The sequence below is a fragment of the Streptomyces sp. SLBN-118 genome (assembly GCF_006715635.1).
Classification (GTDB): Bacteria; Actinomycetota; Actinomycetes; order Streptomycetales; family Streptomycetaceae; genus Streptomyces.
This window is the reverse complement of the sequence record NZ_VFNP01000001.1, coordinates 1,783,862-1,798,619: the sequence shown is the minus strand read 5'-3', so window position 1 is coordinate 1,798,619 and position 14,758 is coordinate 1,783,862. Positions and strand designations below refer to the sequence as shown.

Below are 14,758 nucleotides of genomic sequence, written 5' to 3'. Positions count from 1 at the left end.
CTCAGCGTCGCAAGTCTTTCACCGGACATGCCCTCGGCCCGACCAACCGAGGGCCATCCGACCGCCAACCAGCACCCGACCAAAGAGCCCACGATGCCCCAGAAGAGTCCGCCGTCGGCACGACGGCGTGTCACAAGAACAGGCCACCGCCGAAACGCCCCCGGGCGATGGGCCAGGCTGCGCCGCAACTGGCTCGGCCCGGCGCTCGTAGCACCGAGTTTCATCGGTGTCGGCATCTTCGTCTACGGCTTCATCGCCTTCACTGTGTTCATCTCCACCACCGAGCGATGGAATCCCTTCAACCACGACACCACCGTCCGCGACGGTGTTCTGGGCAATTACTCGGACCTTTTCGCCACCCCCCGATTCCAGGCCGACCTTCGCAACACCGTCGTCTTCACCTTGCTCTTTCTCTTCGTGTCCGTCGCTGTGGGTATGGCGCTGGCGCTCCTCGTGCACCACGTGGTCGTCGGCCGGGCCTTCTTCCGCAGTGTCTTCCTCTTCCCCTACGCACTGTCATTCATCGTGACCGGCGTCGTATGGCGATGGATCTTCACGCCGCAGACCGGCGTCAACCTGTTGCTCCGGGCGACCGGCGTATCGAGCGCGTATCAGTCCCTCACCGGCAAGCCTCTCCAGCCCGACTGGATCACCGACCCGGACGTGGTGGGCCAACTCAATGGCGTAATGGAGGCGTTGATCCCCGGCGGCACCTATCTGCACGCCAAGATGGGTATCCCGCTGGCGCTCATTCCCGTCGTGATCGCCGCGGCATGGCAGCTCGGCGGGTTCGCGATGGCGATGTACCTGGCCGGTCTGGCCGCGATTCCCGACGAGGTGCGGGAGGCGGCCATGATGGACGGGGCCGGGCCGTTGCAGACCTACCGCAAGGTCATCCTTCCGATGCTGCGGCCGGTCACTGTGACCACGGTGGTCATCCTGGGACACGTCAGTCTGAAGATCTTCGACTTGGTGTACGCGATGGCAGGCAGCGGAGTCGGTTTCAGTACGGATGTCCCCGGCATCTTCGTGTACGAACAGATGTTCCGCGCGCTGCGCTACAACCTCGGTGGCGCAGCCAGCATCGTCATGCTGCTACTGGTCTGCGCAGTCGTCGTGCCCTACCTCGCCCGTACCTACACCCGAGAGGACCACTGACATGGCCGCCGTCACCGAACTTCCGGTCTCGGCGGCAGCCGAGACACGTGCTCAGCGCACCGGGCGCCGATTCTGGCGCGTGCCGCAGACCCCAGGGCAATGGGCCGTCCTCGCCGCCCTCATCGTCCTCAGCCTGATGTTCCTCGTGCCGGTCTACCTCATGGTGGCGGCCGGCCTGAAGTCACCCGCGCAGGCAGATGTGTCGAGGATGTGGCAGCTGCCGTCTCCACTGAGCCTGGACGGCTATCGGGAGGCGTGGTCACGGCTGTCCGGCAACTTCCTCAACAGTCTGCTCATGGTGGTACCCGCGACAGTCCTCTCTTCGCTGGTCGGTGCGCTCAACGGCTTCGTCCTGTCGAAGGTGCGGTTCCGCCGGGCAAATCTGGTCTTCACTCTCATGCTGCTCGGCATGTTCATCCCTTACCAGGCGATCCTCATCCCCATGGTCACCTTCCTGCAGTGGATCGGCCTGTACGGCACCATCGGAGGGCTGGTGCTCGTTCACGTCATCTACGGCATCCCCATCGCCACACTCATCTTCCGCAACTACTACGCAGCGGTGCCCCAAGCCATCGTCGAAGCCGCGGCGATCGACGGGGCAGGAGTGCTACAGACCTTCTGGAGGGTCATGCTGCCGCTGTCGGCGCCGGGCTTCGTCGTCGCAGGTATCTTCCAATTCACCAACATCTGGAACGACTTCCTCTTCGGCATCGTCGTCGTCCCGGATTCCAGTAACCAGCCCGTCACCGTCGCGCTCAACAACCTCTCCGGCACCCAGTCGGTCAACTGGAACGTTGTCATGGCCGGCGCGGTCATCGCGGCCATTCCCACGGCACTGATCTACCTCGCGCTCGGCAAGTACTTCATCCGCGGACTCACCGCAGGGTCGGTGAAATGAACCCCACCGATCTGTGGTCGTCATCCGCTCAGGTGCAGTCGTCGGCCGCGGACATCGGCCAAGTCGTGCACTGCGACATCCTCGTCATCGGCACCGGTATGGGTGGTGCCACCATCGCCCGCGCTCTGGCAGGTTCCCAGGCCCGCGTACTCCTCGTCGAACAAGGCGACTTCCTTCCCCGGGAGCGGGAGAACTGGTCGCCGGCCGACGTCTTCGAGCGCGGGCGGTACAAGAACGCGGCTCCCTGGACCGACTCGGCAGGCCGTCCCTTCCAACCAGGCGTCTACCACTACGTTGGCGGCAGCACCAAAATGTTCGGTGCGTGCCTGCCCCGCTTCCGTGAAGAGGACTTCACCGCCGTCGAACACTGGGAGGGAAGCTCTCCCGCCTGGCCCTTCTCCTACGCCGACCTCGAACCGCACTACACGGTCGCCGAACAGTGGTACCAGGTGCACGGCTCACCCGGAGAGGATCCCACCGAGCCGCAGCGCTCACAGCCCTACCCCTTCCCAGCCCTCCCACACGAGCCGTATGTCGCTCACCTTCGCGAACGACTGCTCCAGCAGAACCTGCACCCCTACGCCCTGGCCATGGGCGTCGACCGGCGCCCCGGAGGCACCTGCATCCGTTGCCGGACATGCGACGGGTTCCCCTGCATGGTCGGCGCCAAGAGCGACGCCGAGATGTGCGCAGTGCGCCCCGCGCTGGCGCAGGACAATGTGCGGCTGCTCACCGGCACCCGCGTCGTACGCCTGGATACCGACCACGCCGGCGGACGGGTCGTCAGGGCCCAGGCCGAGCGCAACGGTGCCACCCTCGAACTGCGTGCCGGAACGTTCGTTGTCAGCTGCGGCGCCGTTGCCTCCGCGGCACTTCTGCTCAGCTCCGAGTCGTCTGCGCACCCGCAGGGGCTCGCCAACTCCTCCGGCCTGGTCGGCCGCGGCTATATGCAGCACAACAACACCGCCCTGCTCGCCGTCGATCTCCACCGCTCCAACCCCACCTGGTTCCAAAAGACGCTGGGAGTCAACGACTACTACCGGCCTGGCCCGACCACGAGCTACCCCCTGGGCAATTTGCAGCTCCTTGGCAAGCTCCAGGCGAGCATGCTCAAAGCTGCCCGGCCCCGAGTCCCCCGCCCCCTTCTGGACGCCGTCTCTTCCCGCAGCGTGGAGTGGTGGGTCATGTCCGAAGACCTTCCCGACGATCGCAACCGCATCGTCCTGGGCCCAACGGGCCGCCCGCAGGTGCACTGGCAGCCGACCAACACCCGTGCGCACCGCGAACTCATCACCCGCGCCCGCCAGATGATGAGGCGTGCCGGATACCAACTGGTGGCCACCGAGACACTCGGCGTCGAGACCGACTCCCACCAGTGCGGCACCTTGCGCGCCGGAGAAGACCCGGCCCGATCGGTACTTGATCCGTATTGCAGAACCCACGACGTGCGCAACCTGTTCGTGGTCGACGCGTCGTTCTTCCCGTCCTCCGCGGCGATGAACCCGGCACTGACCGTCGCCGCGCAGGCCATTCGTGTGGCGCGTGAAGGAGAGGTGCTCCCGTGACCGATACGCTGGACGGCCTTGCCGGCAACCGCATTGTCGCGGTACTGCGCGCCGCGGACGCGAGCGGATTCGCGGCCACGGCCCGCGCTCTTGCCGCCGGCGGCATTGCCTGCGTCGAGGTGACGATGACCTCGCACGGCGCACTGGACTCGGTGGCTGCACTGCAGGCCGAAGGCCTCACCGTGGGCGTCGGCAGCGTCACCACACCCGGCCAGGCGGCGGACGCCTGCGCGGCAGGCGCCTCCTTTGTCGTCACGCCGACGCTCATCGAGGGGGTCGTCGATCGATGCGCCTCCAAAGATGTCCCCGTCATCATGGGAAGCCTCACTCCCTTCGAAATGCTCGCGGCCATGGAAGCCGGCGCGTCAGCAGTCAAGGTATTCCCAGCAGGCGCCGTCGGCGCCGGGTACCTGCGACAGGTCCTGGGACCACTGCCGCACCTGCGCATCATGGCGACAGGCGGAATCACCGTCGGCACGGCCGTGGAGTTCCTGCGTGCCGGCGCGCTCGCCGTCGGGCTCGGTGTCCCGCTGGTGGGAATCGGAGACCTGCCTCCTGAGGAGATCACCGCGAGGGCTCGCGAAATCGTCCGGTCATGCGCAAAGGCATAGCCCAACGAGGAGTTCATGCCACGAGCGAATGCCGGCCGGGTCGCATGGGCTTGCCCAGAGGGAGGCCGGCACGGACCAGGGACACCTGGATGGATGCGGTGTCACGCCGCCACCTGTGGTTCAAAAGGGTCTGCGGTGGTGAAGCCAAGCGGGCGGCGGAGGCCCTCAGAGCCACTCAACGAATCCGGACGAAAGTAGACAGACATGAGTATCCGCCCACTCGTCACGATGGGTGAGACGATGGCGCTCCTGACGGCGACCGGTGAAGGGCCCCTGCGCCACCAGCGCACGCTTGAGTTGGGGACCGGCGGGGCCGAGTCCAACGTCGCCATCGGGGTATCACGGCTGGGAGTGCCGGCGGCCTGGATAGGCCGCGTGGGCGACGACGAATTCGGCAGGCTCGTGCTGGCGACCCTGCGGGCAGAGAACATCGATACCGGGGCTGTCTGCACTGACCCGACGGCGCCCACCGGCCTGATGCTCAAGGAGCGCAGGACCCTCATCGATCGACGCGTCAGCTACTACCGTCGCGGCAGCGCCGGATCGTACCTGGCGCCCGAGGACGTGTCCGAGCATGTCGTCGCCGGCGCCGCACTGCTGCACGTCACGGGAATCACACCGGCGCTGTCCCCCACCGCTCACGAGGCCGTTCTGCGCGCGATCCGGATCGCGCGCCGGCACGACGTTCCGGTGTCCTTCGACGTCAACTACCGCTCGGCTCTGTGGTCACCGCAGGAGGCGCACTCCTGCCTCCTCGCGCTCGCCCGTGACGCTGACGTGCTCTTCGCCGGTGAGGACGAAGCCGCTCTGCTGGGTGCAACAGGCGACCATGCTGCCATGGCCGCACACTTGGGAGCCTTCGGGCCTACTGAAGTCGTCATCAAACGCGGCGCCCACGGCGCGTACGCGATCGCCGATGGCACGGTCCACGAAGTGGCGGCGGTGCCGACCACCGTCGTAGATCCAGTCGGCGCGGGCGACGCCTTCGTCGCCGGATACCTCGCCGAACGACTGGCCGGAGCGCCCGTGCCACAGCGCCTCCAGACCGCAGCGATCTGCGGAGCAGCCGCATGCGCCGTCCGCGGCGACTGGGAAGGATCGCCCCGGCGTGCCGAGCTCAACCGTCTTGCCCAACTCGAAATGGAGGTACAGCGGTGAACACAGCCGCGACGCCCTACGCCCTGCTGGTCCGGTTCACCCTCCGGCAAGGCGCGGAGACTGACTTCGATGCGCTCGTCTCCCACACCGTCAGCCTCATCCAGGAACACGAGCCAAAGACACTCGCCTACGTCGTCCACCACACCGATGTCCCCGCGGAGCGGGTGTTCTACGAGCTGTACCACTGCCGCGACGCATTCGATGTCCACGAGCAGCAGCCGTACATCAGAGAGTTCCTGGCCGAACGCGGCCCTCTCCTCGCCTGTGCCCCGGAGGTGACCGAGCTCATCCCAGCAGCGGCAGCGTGGCAGCACGACACGCCGTACTGTGGCGTGCCCGTCTCTGACCAGCGAGCAGATGGGGCCGTCAGGCCATGAGCCGGAGGACGTCTGCCAGGCCGCGGTCGCCGGTGCGGTGCTCGGCCGGAAGGATGTACGTCCGCAGGCCGCAGGCGGTCGCGCCGCCATCGCGGACCGCGTTGTCGCCGACCATGAGCGCGGCGCGTGGGTCGGTGCCGAGGTCGGCGCAGGCTTTGAGGAACAGCTGCGGGTCGGGCTTTTCGCGGCCCTGCTCGTAGGAGATGACGCAGCTGTCTATCAAGTCGTCCAGGCCGTGGTGGGCGAGGTGGGTGCGCAGGTCCCAGGCGAAGTCGCTGACGATACCGATGCGCAGTCCGTGGTCGTGCAAGGCGCGCAGGACCGGTTCGGTGTCGGGGTAGGGGGTCCAGGCGTCGGGGGCGGTGAGTTCCCGGTAGGCCGCTTCCTCCGCGCCGCGCAGGAAGTCCACCTGCTCCCACCAACCGTGCATGGCCAGGCGGTGCCGTTCGAAGGAGAGGTCCCGGCCCTCCTGGAGGGCGACGACGTAGGGCCGCCGGAATGCGGTGCGCAGTTGGTCGGAGATGTCGGCCACCGCGCCGGGGGCGTCCAGCAGGGTGAGGCGGCCGGAGGCGGTGCCGACCCGGCGCAGCCATGTCTCCAGGTCGATCATGTGGAAGATCGTGTTGCTGAAGTCGAAGAGCACAGCCTCGACCTGTGGCGGGGGCACGGCCATTTCGGCGTCGGTGAGGCGGTAGGTGCTGGGCGTTTCGAACAGGGTGTGGGTCACGGGGAGGGCGCTTCGGGTTCGACCGTCTCGACGGGGACTCCGAGGCCGCGGATGGCCGCGAGTTCCGGGTCGGGGGTGGCGGTGTCGGTGATGACCGCGTGGTAGTCGGCCACGGTGCCGTACGTGTACGTGGAGGTCTTGCCGAACTTCGAGTGGTCCACGAGGAGCAGTGCCTGCTCGGTGGCGGCGAGCATGGCCAGCTTCACCTCGACGTAGTCGTTCAACGGATGGAAGAGCCGGCCTTCCAGGACGGCGGTGGCGGACATCAGGGCGAGGTCGGCGTGGAGCTGGGACAGGGCGCGGGTGACGGCGGGACCGGTGCAGGAGTTGAAGTCGCCGTGGTAGCGGCCGCCCAGCAGGGTGATGCTCAGCCCGGGCGCGGATCCGAGGCGCTGTGCCAGGCCGACGGAGTTGGTCACGACGGTCAGCTGGTTCAGCCGGGCCAGCGCGGGGACCAGGGGGAACAGGGTGGTTGAGTCGTCCATGAGTACCGTGCTGCCGGGCTTGATCCGGTCGGCGACGGCCGCGCACAGCGCGTGCTTGGCCGCGAGTGCGCTGTTTTCCCGGAAGCGGGTGGCGGTCTCCATGGTGAGGGTGGGAAAGGGGACGGCACGTCCGCGTTCCTTGCGGAGCAGGTGGCGCCCGGCGAGGTCGTCCAGGTCCCGGTGCATCGTCATCAGGCTGACGTCGAAGTGCCGGGCGAGGTCGTCGATGCGGATCTCGCCCTGTTCGGCGACGTAGCGCAGCACTGCCTGCCGTCGCTCCTCGACGGCGGCCTGCGACGGTCGCGTACGGGCGGCCACAGTGCCACTCCTTCCCCTTCGGGTCCTGATCGCGGGTCGAACCGAGTCTCGCACATGCGCCGGTGGAGATCCGGTGCCCGTCTGGCCATTGGCCTTCGGCCTCCTGAGTACCGAGGACGTACGCACCGACCTTCGTGCCGGCTCATGAATCAAGGGGACCGTCGAAGGTGACCAGCACCTTGACCTGCTCTGGGTCGACCGAGGCGGCGAAGGCTTTGGCGGCGTCCTCCAGCGGGTAGGTCGCGGTGACGATCTCGGCGGCGTCGACGGCGTCCGACGCGATGAGAGCCATGGCGGCGCGGTAGTCATCGGCGGTGTACATCAGGGTGCCCTCGATACGGATCTCCCGGTCCTGCACCAGGTCCAGGCGGATCGGGGTGGTCCCGGCGGCCCCCACGCCCACGATGACGATGTGGCCGCCCTTGGCCACCAGGTCGGTGGCCTGAGCCATGGACTGCTCGCGGGCCACGCAGTCGAACACGGCGTCGGCCGCACGACCGAGCGCCGCCCGGGCCTGGTCGACCAGGCCGGGGGCATCGGCGGGCAGGGCCGCGTCGGCGCCGAGGCGCAGCGCCCTGTTCCGCTTGCCGTCCAGCAGGTCGGTGACGACGATCCGGGCGGCGCCGGCGTGCCGGGCGGCGATCAGGGTGAGCAGGCCGATGGGGCCGGCGCCGAGGACGGCAACGGTGCGGCCGGTGAGGTCGCCAGCCTTGGCGACGGCGTGCACCGGAGTGGCCAGCGGCTCGACGAGGGCAGCCTGGAGGTCGGTCATGCCGTCGGGGACGCGGTGGACGCGGTCGGCGGGGATGGTGAACAGGTCGGTCATGGCGCCAGGGGTCTGGCAGCCGAAGACCTTCAGTTCCTGGCAGATGTTGTAGGAGCCGGAGCGGCACTGGGCGCACCGGCCGCAGTACAGGTTCGGTTCCACGATCACCCGGTCGCCGGTGGCGAAGTCCTCGGCCCCCTTGCCCACCCCGGCCACGACACCGACCGCCTCGTGGCCGGGGCTGTAGGGCAGGTCGATGAAGGGGTGGTGGCCGGCGGCGGCATGGGTGTCGGAGCCGCACACGCCGACGACGGTGGTGCGCACCAGGAGTTCGTCGTCCCTGGGGACGGGGACTGGCACGCGCTCGAGGGTGATGTCGTCGAAAGAGCGGACGAGTACGCGGCGGATCTGCGGGGTCATAGTGACGGAGTTCCGTTCGGGTCGGGCTTTCGCGTGGTGGCGAGGCCGGGCTGGATCTGGATCGGGATGCCTGCCCGGAAGCGGGCGATCGTGTCCAGGAACGCTGCCGGCGGGAGGCAGCCGCTGATGAAGACGCCCGGGTCGACGACGCTGATGGCGAAGGGCGTCTTCGGGCGTTCGAAGCTGTGCAGGACGGCCATGAAGCCGGTGATGGTGATCTCGTAGTGGTGGATCTTGTACGGCTCGATGTCGTCCGGGCCGTGGAGGAGGCGACACCGAACTGCAGCTAGGTGCCGCCCTGCCCACTCGGCTCATGGCGTACTGGATGGCCCGGGCGTAGCCGGTGGCGTCGATGACCACGTCCCTGCCGTGGCGCGGCCGGTCGAGTTCGTCGGCGGACACGGGAGACGCGGAGCGTCCCAACTGCGCCGCGGTGGTGAGCTGTTCGGCGCTGACGTCGACGACGTCGAACGTACGCCGTCGCGCAGGACGACGCAGTTGGCGACGGAGGCGGCCACGTACTCGGCGGCGGCGCCGGGTGGGGTGACCCCGATGGCCGGGTGCCGCTCGCACAGGTTGTCCCGGCCGAGGCGGCGGTAGCCGCTCGCGGAGCAGTACAGGTTCGGGTCCACCGCGACCCGGGCGCCCACGGCCACCTCGGACCGGTCGCGACGACCTCGCCGGCGAACTCATGGCCGGGGGTGATCGGTAGCGTCGGTGCGTGCTCTCCCTGCAGGATGTGCAGGTCCGTGCCGCACTGTCCGCCCACGGCCACCAGGACGACGACCTCGTGGGGGCCGGAGGCCGGGTCGTGCACGGTGGCGAGTTCCGTCTTGCCCGGTGCGGCGATGACGGCCGCCCTCATTTGACGGCTCCCAGGGACAGGCCGCGCACGAGCTTGTCCTGGGCGGCGAATCCGGCGATGAGGACGGGTAGGGACACGAGCGTGGCCGCGGCGCACAAACGGGCCAGGAACAGGCCCTCGTTGGTGATGAATCCGACCAGGAACACGGGCGCGGTGGACGCCTGCGTCGCGGTGAGGTTCACGGCGAACATGAACTCGTTCCAGCTGAAGATGAAGCAGATCAGGGAGGTGGCGGCGAGTCCGGGCATGGCGACCGGTGCCACGATTCGCAGCAGTACGGTGGGCAGTCCGGCGCCGTCGACCTCGGCGGCTTCCAGGATCTCCTTGGGCACCTCGGCGAGGAACGAGCGCATCATCCACACGGCGATCGGCAGGTTCATCGCGGTGTAGAGGAGGACGAGCGTCCAGATGTTGTCCAGCATTCCGATGTCCTTGACGATCATGTAGATCGGCAGCAGCGCGGCGATGAGCGGCAGGAACTTGGTGGACAGGAAGAAGAACATCACGTCGGTCCATTTCTCGACCGGCTTGATGGACAGCGCGTAGGCCGCCGGCACTGCCAGGACGAGGACCAGCAGGGTCGAGAAGACGCTGGCAATGGCCGAGTTGAGCAGGTATGGGGAGATGTCCCGTTCCAGCAGGAGTGAGAACTGGTCCAGGGTGAGCGGTGCCAGGAGGCTGGGCGGGTTGGTTGCCGCGTCGGCCTCCTGGTGGAAGGCCGTCAGCACCATCCAGGCCACCGGGGCGAAGAAGGCCAGGGTGGCAAGCCACGCGACGAAGGTCCACAGCGGCGACAGGCGCGGGGCTTGCCATTGGTCGGCGTGCTTACGGCGGCGGAGTCTGTGGCGAACAGTGGTCGTCGCGCGGGTGGTCATCGGGAGGCCTCTTCACGGAACAGGGAGGCGACGACCCGCAGGGCGAACGTCGCGATGACGATCGAGCCGATCACCACGACGACGCCGGCGGCCGCGGCCTGGCCGTACTCGAACTTGCGGAACATGGTCAGGTAGATCTCGTAGGGCAGGTTGGTGGTCTGGGAGCCGGGCCCGCCCTGGGTGATGGTGAAGACCGCGTCGAAGGTCTGCACCACGAAGATGGAGCCGAGCACGGTGCCCAGTTCGATGTACTGGCGCAGGTGCGGCAGCGTGATGTGGCGGAAGGTCTGCAGCGCGGAGGCCCCGTCGACCTTCGCGGCCTCCAGTACGTCACCGGGCTGGGCCTGCAGGCCGGCCAGCAGGATGAGCATCATGAACGGTGTCCACTGCCACACCAGCGCGATCACCAGGGCCGGCATGGGGAAGGTGGAGACCCAGTCGACGGTGGGGCCGTGCTCGGCACCGAAGAGCTGCCAGACAGCGTTCAGGGTGCCGTTGAGGAGCCCGTAGTCGGGGTTGTAGAGGGCGTGCTTCCACAGCAGTGCGGCGGCGACGGGCATCACCAGGAACGGGGCGATGAGCATGGTGCGTGCCAGGCCTCGGCCGGGGAAGCGGCGGTCGAGCAGCAGGGCCAGGCCCAGTCCGAGCAGCACGCTGAGGATGACCACGGACGCAGTGAGGATGACGGTGTTGAGCACTGCGTCGCGCAGCCGCTCGTCGGTGAAGACGAACGCGTAGTTGGACAGGCCGGTGAAGTGGCGGGCGCCCGGCGTGAGGATGTTCCACTGGAACGTGGAGATCACGAGCGTGGCGAGGAACGGCAGCTGCGTGACGATGATCGTGAAGATCAGCGCGGGCAGCAGCGGAAAGCGCCGCCTCCACGTGCGGTCGCCTGCTGGCTTGAGTGGGCGGCGCACTGGTGGTCGCACTGTCTTCCTCGGGGCTTGGGTGAGCGTGGTCATGTACTTTCCTACGCCGTCGGCGGCCGGGGGTGGGATGCGGGGCGATGCCTTATCGGGTGTCGCGTGTCGGCGCCCCGGCCGGGCACGAGCGCCGGCCGGGGCGGAGAGAATCACCGGTAGTTGTTGGCGACGTCGTCGGCGAGCTTCTGGCCGTCGTTCAGCGCCTTGTCCACGCTGGTTTTGCCGGCGATGGCGGCGGAGATCTCCTGCGTCACCTTGGTGCCGAGGTCCTGGAATTCGGGGATGGCGACGAACTGGATGCCCACGGTGGGCCGTGGCTGGACGCCGGGGTTGGCCGGGTCGGCCTGCTGGATGGATCTCAGGGTGATGTCGCCGAAGGCGGCGGCGGCCTTCTTGTACTCGGGGATCTCGTAGGTGCTGGCCCGCTTGCCGGCGGGCACCCGCGACCAGCCGAGCTTCTCGCCGACGAGCTTCTCGTACTCCTTGCTGGACGCCCAGAGCATGAACTTCGAGGCGGCGTCGGCCTTCTTGGTGGTCTTCGGCATCGCCCAGGCCCAGGCCCACAGCCAGCCGCTGCTGTTGGTCTTGACCGTGGGCGCGTACGCGTAGCCGATCTTGCCGGCGGCCTTGCTGCTGCTGGGGTCCTCCAGCGAACCGGCCGCGCTGGTGGCGTCGTACCACATGGCGACCTTGCCCTGGCTCATCGCGTTCAAGCACTCGGTGAACCCGGCCTGCGCTGCGCCCGCCTCACCGTGCTTGCGGACCAAGTCGACGTAGAACTTCGTCGCGTCCTTGAAGCCGCCGGTGTTGACCTGCGCCTTCCAGTCCTTGGTGAACCAGGTACCGCCGAAGGTGTTGACCACGCTCGTCAGCGGCGCACCGAGCTCGCCCCAGCCGGGCAGGCCGCGCAGGCAGATACCCTTCATCCCCGGCTTGGCGCCGTCGGCCTTCGCTGCGAGGTCGGCCACCTGCTGCCAGGTCGGGTGCTCGGGCATCTTCAGGCCCTTCTCGGCGAAGACATCCTTGCGGTACATGAGGAAGGAGGACTCGCCGTAGAAGGGCAGGGCGTAGAGCTTGCCGTTCGCGCCGGACAGCGACTGCACCATCGGCTTGAGCAGGTCGGCCTTGTCGAAGCTCTTGTCCTTGTCGGTATAGGAGCCGAGCTCGTGCAGCCAGCCGTTCTTCTCCCAGATGGGTACCTCGTAGGCGCCGATGGTGGCGATGTCGTACTGGCCCGCCTGGGTGGCGATGTCCTGGGTGACCTTGTCTCGCAGCTCGTTCTCGGGCAGCACCGTGAAGTTGACCTTGATGCCGGTGTCCTTGGTGAAGGTGTCCTTCGTGAGCTTCGCGATGTCTTCCATCTGCGGGTTGCCGACCATCAGCACGTTGATGCTCTGGCCGCCGCCGGAGGACCCGCCGGCTCCTGCTCCGGAACAGGCGGTGGTGAGGAGGGCGGTGGCGGCTGCGCCGGCGACGAGGGTGTATCTGGTCGATCGCATGTGTCGGGGGACCTCTCGTGCGGGTGGGGCGGGGAAGCGGTGTCTGTCGGGGAGAACGGCATCTGCGGCTCCGGCGGCGGTGCCGTGCGTCGGAAGCAGCCGCTCAGCGGGGCGAGATCTCCTCGGGAGGCCGAGGGCCGTCGGAGGAGGGGATGTGATGCGTCCCTGGGGTGTCGGATGCGGTATCGATGACCGAATTATTAGCAGGAGACCGCGCCATTGTTAACACATCTTGCGAGAAATTCTATTCAGATCTATCGTCAAGCCGTCTCGTGGGGTGTGAGACCTCTCCGCCCCCACCCCGGGTCGTGTTCGGCCCGACTGAGCCGACACGCCGGTGTAGTGCCGAGCAGCCCCGACCATGTCGCCGTCACCGAGGAATCCGCATGAGTGCCAGACTGACGGGTGAAGACCGGCCCGCCGTCGTCGTCGCCGGAGACGCGCGGGTGGACCTCACCCCCGCCCGCACGGCCGACGGTGCCGCGGCCTACCAGCCCGCCCGGGCGGCTCCTGCCTCAACGTCGCCGCCGGTCTCGGCCGCCTCGGTGTGCCTACTGCGCTGCTCGCGCGCATCTCCGACGACCACTTCGGCGATCTGCTGCGCGCGCACCTCGCGGAATCCGGCACCCGGCTCACGCACGTGTTGCCGAGGTCCGACCCCACCACCGTCGCCGCGGTGCATCCGCGCGAAGACGGGTCGGCCGCCTACTCCTTCCATGCGAACGGTGCCGCCGACTCCGGCCTGCGGTCGGAGCACCTCGCCGCCCTTCCGGACGGCGGGCGGCTGCCTGCGGGAGTTGCCCTGCACCTCGGTTCGCTCGGGCTGCAGCTGGAGCCCTTGGCCTCGACCCTCGACGGGCTGCTGCGCCGCGAGGCGGGCCGACGGCTGGTGTCCCTTGACCCGAACGTACGGCCGGACATGGTGACCGACCGCACCGCCTACCTTCGGCGGCTCGCCGAGTGGGTGGGGCTCGCCGACATGGTGAAGGCGAGCGACGAGGACCTGGCCTGGCTCCACCCGGGCGAGTCCTACGAGGCGGTGACGGAACGCTGGCTCCGGTCGGGGGCGGGGCTCGTCCTGGTCACCTTCGGGCCGCGGGGTGCCTGGGCCGAGACCCGTACCGCCCGCGTGCATGTGCCCGCCCCGGCGGTCGAGGTCGTCGACACGGTCGGAGCGGGCGATGCCTTCACCGCCGGAGCACTTGCCCATCTGCACCGGACCGGCCGGCTCCGCCGCAAAGGCGTCGCCAGTCTGGGCGCCACCGAACTCGCCCGGCTACTGTCGTATGCCGTGGAGATCGCGGGCAACACCTGCACACGCGCGGGCGCCCAGCCGCCGTACCGTCGCGATGTCGCGTCGTAGGCGGCCTGCCCGCCCCCGGCTCGCTCCGTGACGCCGAGTCAGTAGGCCCGCGGTCGGTGGATCGTGACGGGCAGGCAGGCCAGAACCCGGGTCCCGTGGTCGTCATGGAGCAGGTCGACCCGGGTGGCGAGAGCATGGACGATGCCGACGCCGCGGCCGTGCTCGTCCGGATCGTCGTTTGCGGAAGACCCGCGCGACGCGGCAGGGCGCCCGTGATCGCTCACGACGATGTACAGCATGCCCGGATCCAGGGTCAGGCACAGCGACATCTCGCTCCGCCCGTGCGTAGCCGCGTTGGCAGCCAGTTCCCCGACGATCAGGACGGCCGCATCCCGCTCGTCGTCCGCCAGGTGCCAGCGGGTGAGCAGGTCGGAGGCTGTCGTGCGGACGCAACCGACCAACGCTTCCTGCGCCGGAAGGGTGAACCGGACCGTCGGGGAGCGGTGTGGGGCCAGGGTGCCCGGTCCGGGGAATCCGACGCCGGTCCACGGCGCCGCGTACTTGGGCCCGGGGTGGGGTGCGGTGTAGGGGGGCATGGGCCGAGGACCTTCGGGGCTCGCGGGCGGGGTGTGATGCCACTGTCGCGTGGCGGGTGACCGGGCCGCAGACTGCGGGAGGGCCGCTAGAGGTGGCGTGTGCTCTTGTCTACGTGCCCGCATGCCAATATGCAATAGATTCAACAGAGAAATCTCAGAAAATGCGGTAATAAATCTTGGTCACCTCTTGCGGGTTGCAAGCGGATGCCGCCGC

Annotated in this window: 13 protein-coding genes and 2 pseudogenes; 7 read left to right on the top strand and 8 right to left on the bottom strand. The window is 68.3% G+C overall.

Translation table 11 applies throughout. The features are described 5' to 3' along the window. Positions 1 to 93: 93 nt before the first annotated feature. The 6 genes from FBY35_RS08160 to FBY35_RS08135 all read left to right on the top strand — a co-directional run bounded on the left by FBY35_RS08160 (position 94) and on the right by FBY35_RS08135 (position 5,767). On the top strand, positions 94 to 1,158 hold the full coding sequence (locus FBY35_RS08160; protein ID WP_142213132.1) for a carbohydrate ABC transporter permease: 1,065 nt from the start codon (positions 94 to 96) through the stop codon (positions 1,156 to 1,158). Position 1,159: 1 nt separating this feature from the next. Next, positions 1,160 to 2,056, top strand: coding sequence for a carbohydrate ABC transporter permease (locus tag FBY35_RS08155; protein ID WP_142213131.1), 897 nt, complete (start codon positions 1,160 to 1,162; stop codon positions 2,054 to 2,056). Continuing rightward, complete coding sequence (locus tag FBY35_RS08150) at positions 2,053 to 3,621, top strand: GMC oxidoreductase (RefSeq protein ID WP_142213130.1); 1,569 nt, start codon at positions 2,053 to 2,055, stop codon at positions 3,619 to 3,621. Before FBY35_RS08155 ends, FBY35_RS08150 begins: the two co-directional genes overlap by 4 nt. After that, a complete protein-coding gene (locus FBY35_RS08145) occupies positions 3,618 to 4,232 on the top strand; it encodes a bifunctional 4-hydroxy-2-oxoglutarate aldolase/2-dehydro-3-deoxy-phosphogluconate aldolase (RefSeq protein WP_142213129.1) in 615 nt (204 codons plus the stop codon). The genes FBY35_RS08150 and FBY35_RS08145 overlap by 4 nt, the downstream gene beginning before the upstream one ends. 204 nt (positions 4,233 to 4,436) lie before the next feature. Further along, positions 4,437 to 5,390 (top strand): sugar kinase, encoded by a 954-nt coding sequence (locus tag FBY35_RS08140; protein WP_142213128.1) that lies wholly within the window; start codon positions 4,437 to 4,439, stop codon positions 5,388 to 5,390. Further along, on the top strand, positions 5,387 to 5,767 hold the full coding sequence (locus FBY35_RS08135; protein WP_222123117.1) for a putative quinol monooxygenase: 381 nt from the start codon (positions 5,387 to 5,389) through the stop codon (positions 5,765 to 5,767). The genes FBY35_RS08140 and FBY35_RS08135 overlap by 4 nt, the downstream gene beginning before the upstream one ends. Here the strand turns inward: FBY35_RS08135 and FBY35_RS08130 are convergent. From FBY35_RS08130 to FBY35_RS08100, 7 genes and pseudogenes are all read right to left on the bottom strand, one after another. Then, positions 5,757 to 6,494, bottom strand: a complete 738-nt coding sequence (locus FBY35_RS08130; protein ID WP_142213126.1) for an HAD family hydrolase — start codon at positions 6,492 to 6,494, stop codon at positions 5,757 to 5,759. The genes FBY35_RS08135 and FBY35_RS08130 overlap by 11 nt on opposite strands. After that, a complete protein-coding gene (locus FBY35_RS08125) occupies positions 6,491 to 7,297 on the bottom strand; it encodes a DeoR/GlpR family DNA-binding transcription regulator (protein ID WP_142213125.1) in 807 nt (268 codons plus the stop codon). Before FBY35_RS08125 ends, FBY35_RS08130 begins: the two co-directional genes overlap by 4 nt. A 142-nt stretch (positions 7,298 to 7,439) precedes the next feature. After that, on the bottom strand, positions 7,440 to 8,483 hold the full coding sequence (locus tag FBY35_RS08120; RefSeq protein ID WP_142213124.1) for a zinc-binding dehydrogenase: 1,044 nt from the start codon (positions 8,481 to 8,483) through the stop codon (positions 7,440 to 7,442). Beyond that, positions 8,480 to 9,348: pseudogene (locus FBY35_RS08115) on the bottom strand (alcohol dehydrogenase catalytic domain-containing protein). Before FBY35_RS08115 ends, FBY35_RS08120 begins: the two are co-directional and overlap by 4 nt. Next, the gene (locus FBY35_RS08110; protein ID WP_142213123.1) at positions 9,345 to 10,223 is read right to left on the bottom strand and encodes a carbohydrate ABC transporter permease; all 879 of its coding nucleotides are present in this window, start codon (positions 10,221 to 10,223) and stop codon (positions 9,345 to 9,347) included. The pseudogene FBY35_RS08115 and the gene FBY35_RS08110 overlap by 4 nt, the downstream one beginning before the upstream one ends. Then, positions 10,220 to 11,185 (bottom strand): carbohydrate ABC transporter permease, encoded by a 966-nt coding sequence (locus FBY35_RS08105; RefSeq protein WP_142213122.1) that lies wholly within the window; start codon positions 11,183 to 11,185, stop codon positions 10,220 to 10,222. Before FBY35_RS08105 ends, FBY35_RS08110 begins: the two co-directional genes overlap by 4 nt. A 110-nt stretch (positions 11,186 to 11,295) precedes the next feature. Further along, positions 11,296 to 12,645, bottom strand: coding sequence for a sugar ABC transporter substrate-binding protein (locus tag FBY35_RS08100; RefSeq protein ID WP_142213121.1), 1,350 nt, complete (start codon positions 12,643 to 12,645; stop codon positions 11,296 to 11,298). Positions 12,646 to 13,150: 505 nt separating this feature from the next. Here FBY35_RS08100 and FBY35_RS08095 point away from each other — a divergent pair. Next, positions 13,151 to 14,008: pseudogene (locus FBY35_RS08095) on the top strand (carbohydrate kinase); the annotation flags it as partial. A 38-nt stretch (positions 14,009 to 14,046) separates the two neighbouring features. Here the strand turns inward: FBY35_RS08095 and FBY35_RS08090 are convergent. Next, the gene (locus FBY35_RS08090) at positions 14,047 to 14,544 is read right to left on the bottom strand and encodes an ATP-binding protein (protein ID WP_160159246.1); all 498 of its coding nucleotides are present in this window, start codon (positions 14,542 to 14,544) and stop codon (positions 14,047 to 14,049) included. Between the last annotated feature and the right edge of the window lie 214 nt (positions 14,545 to 14,758).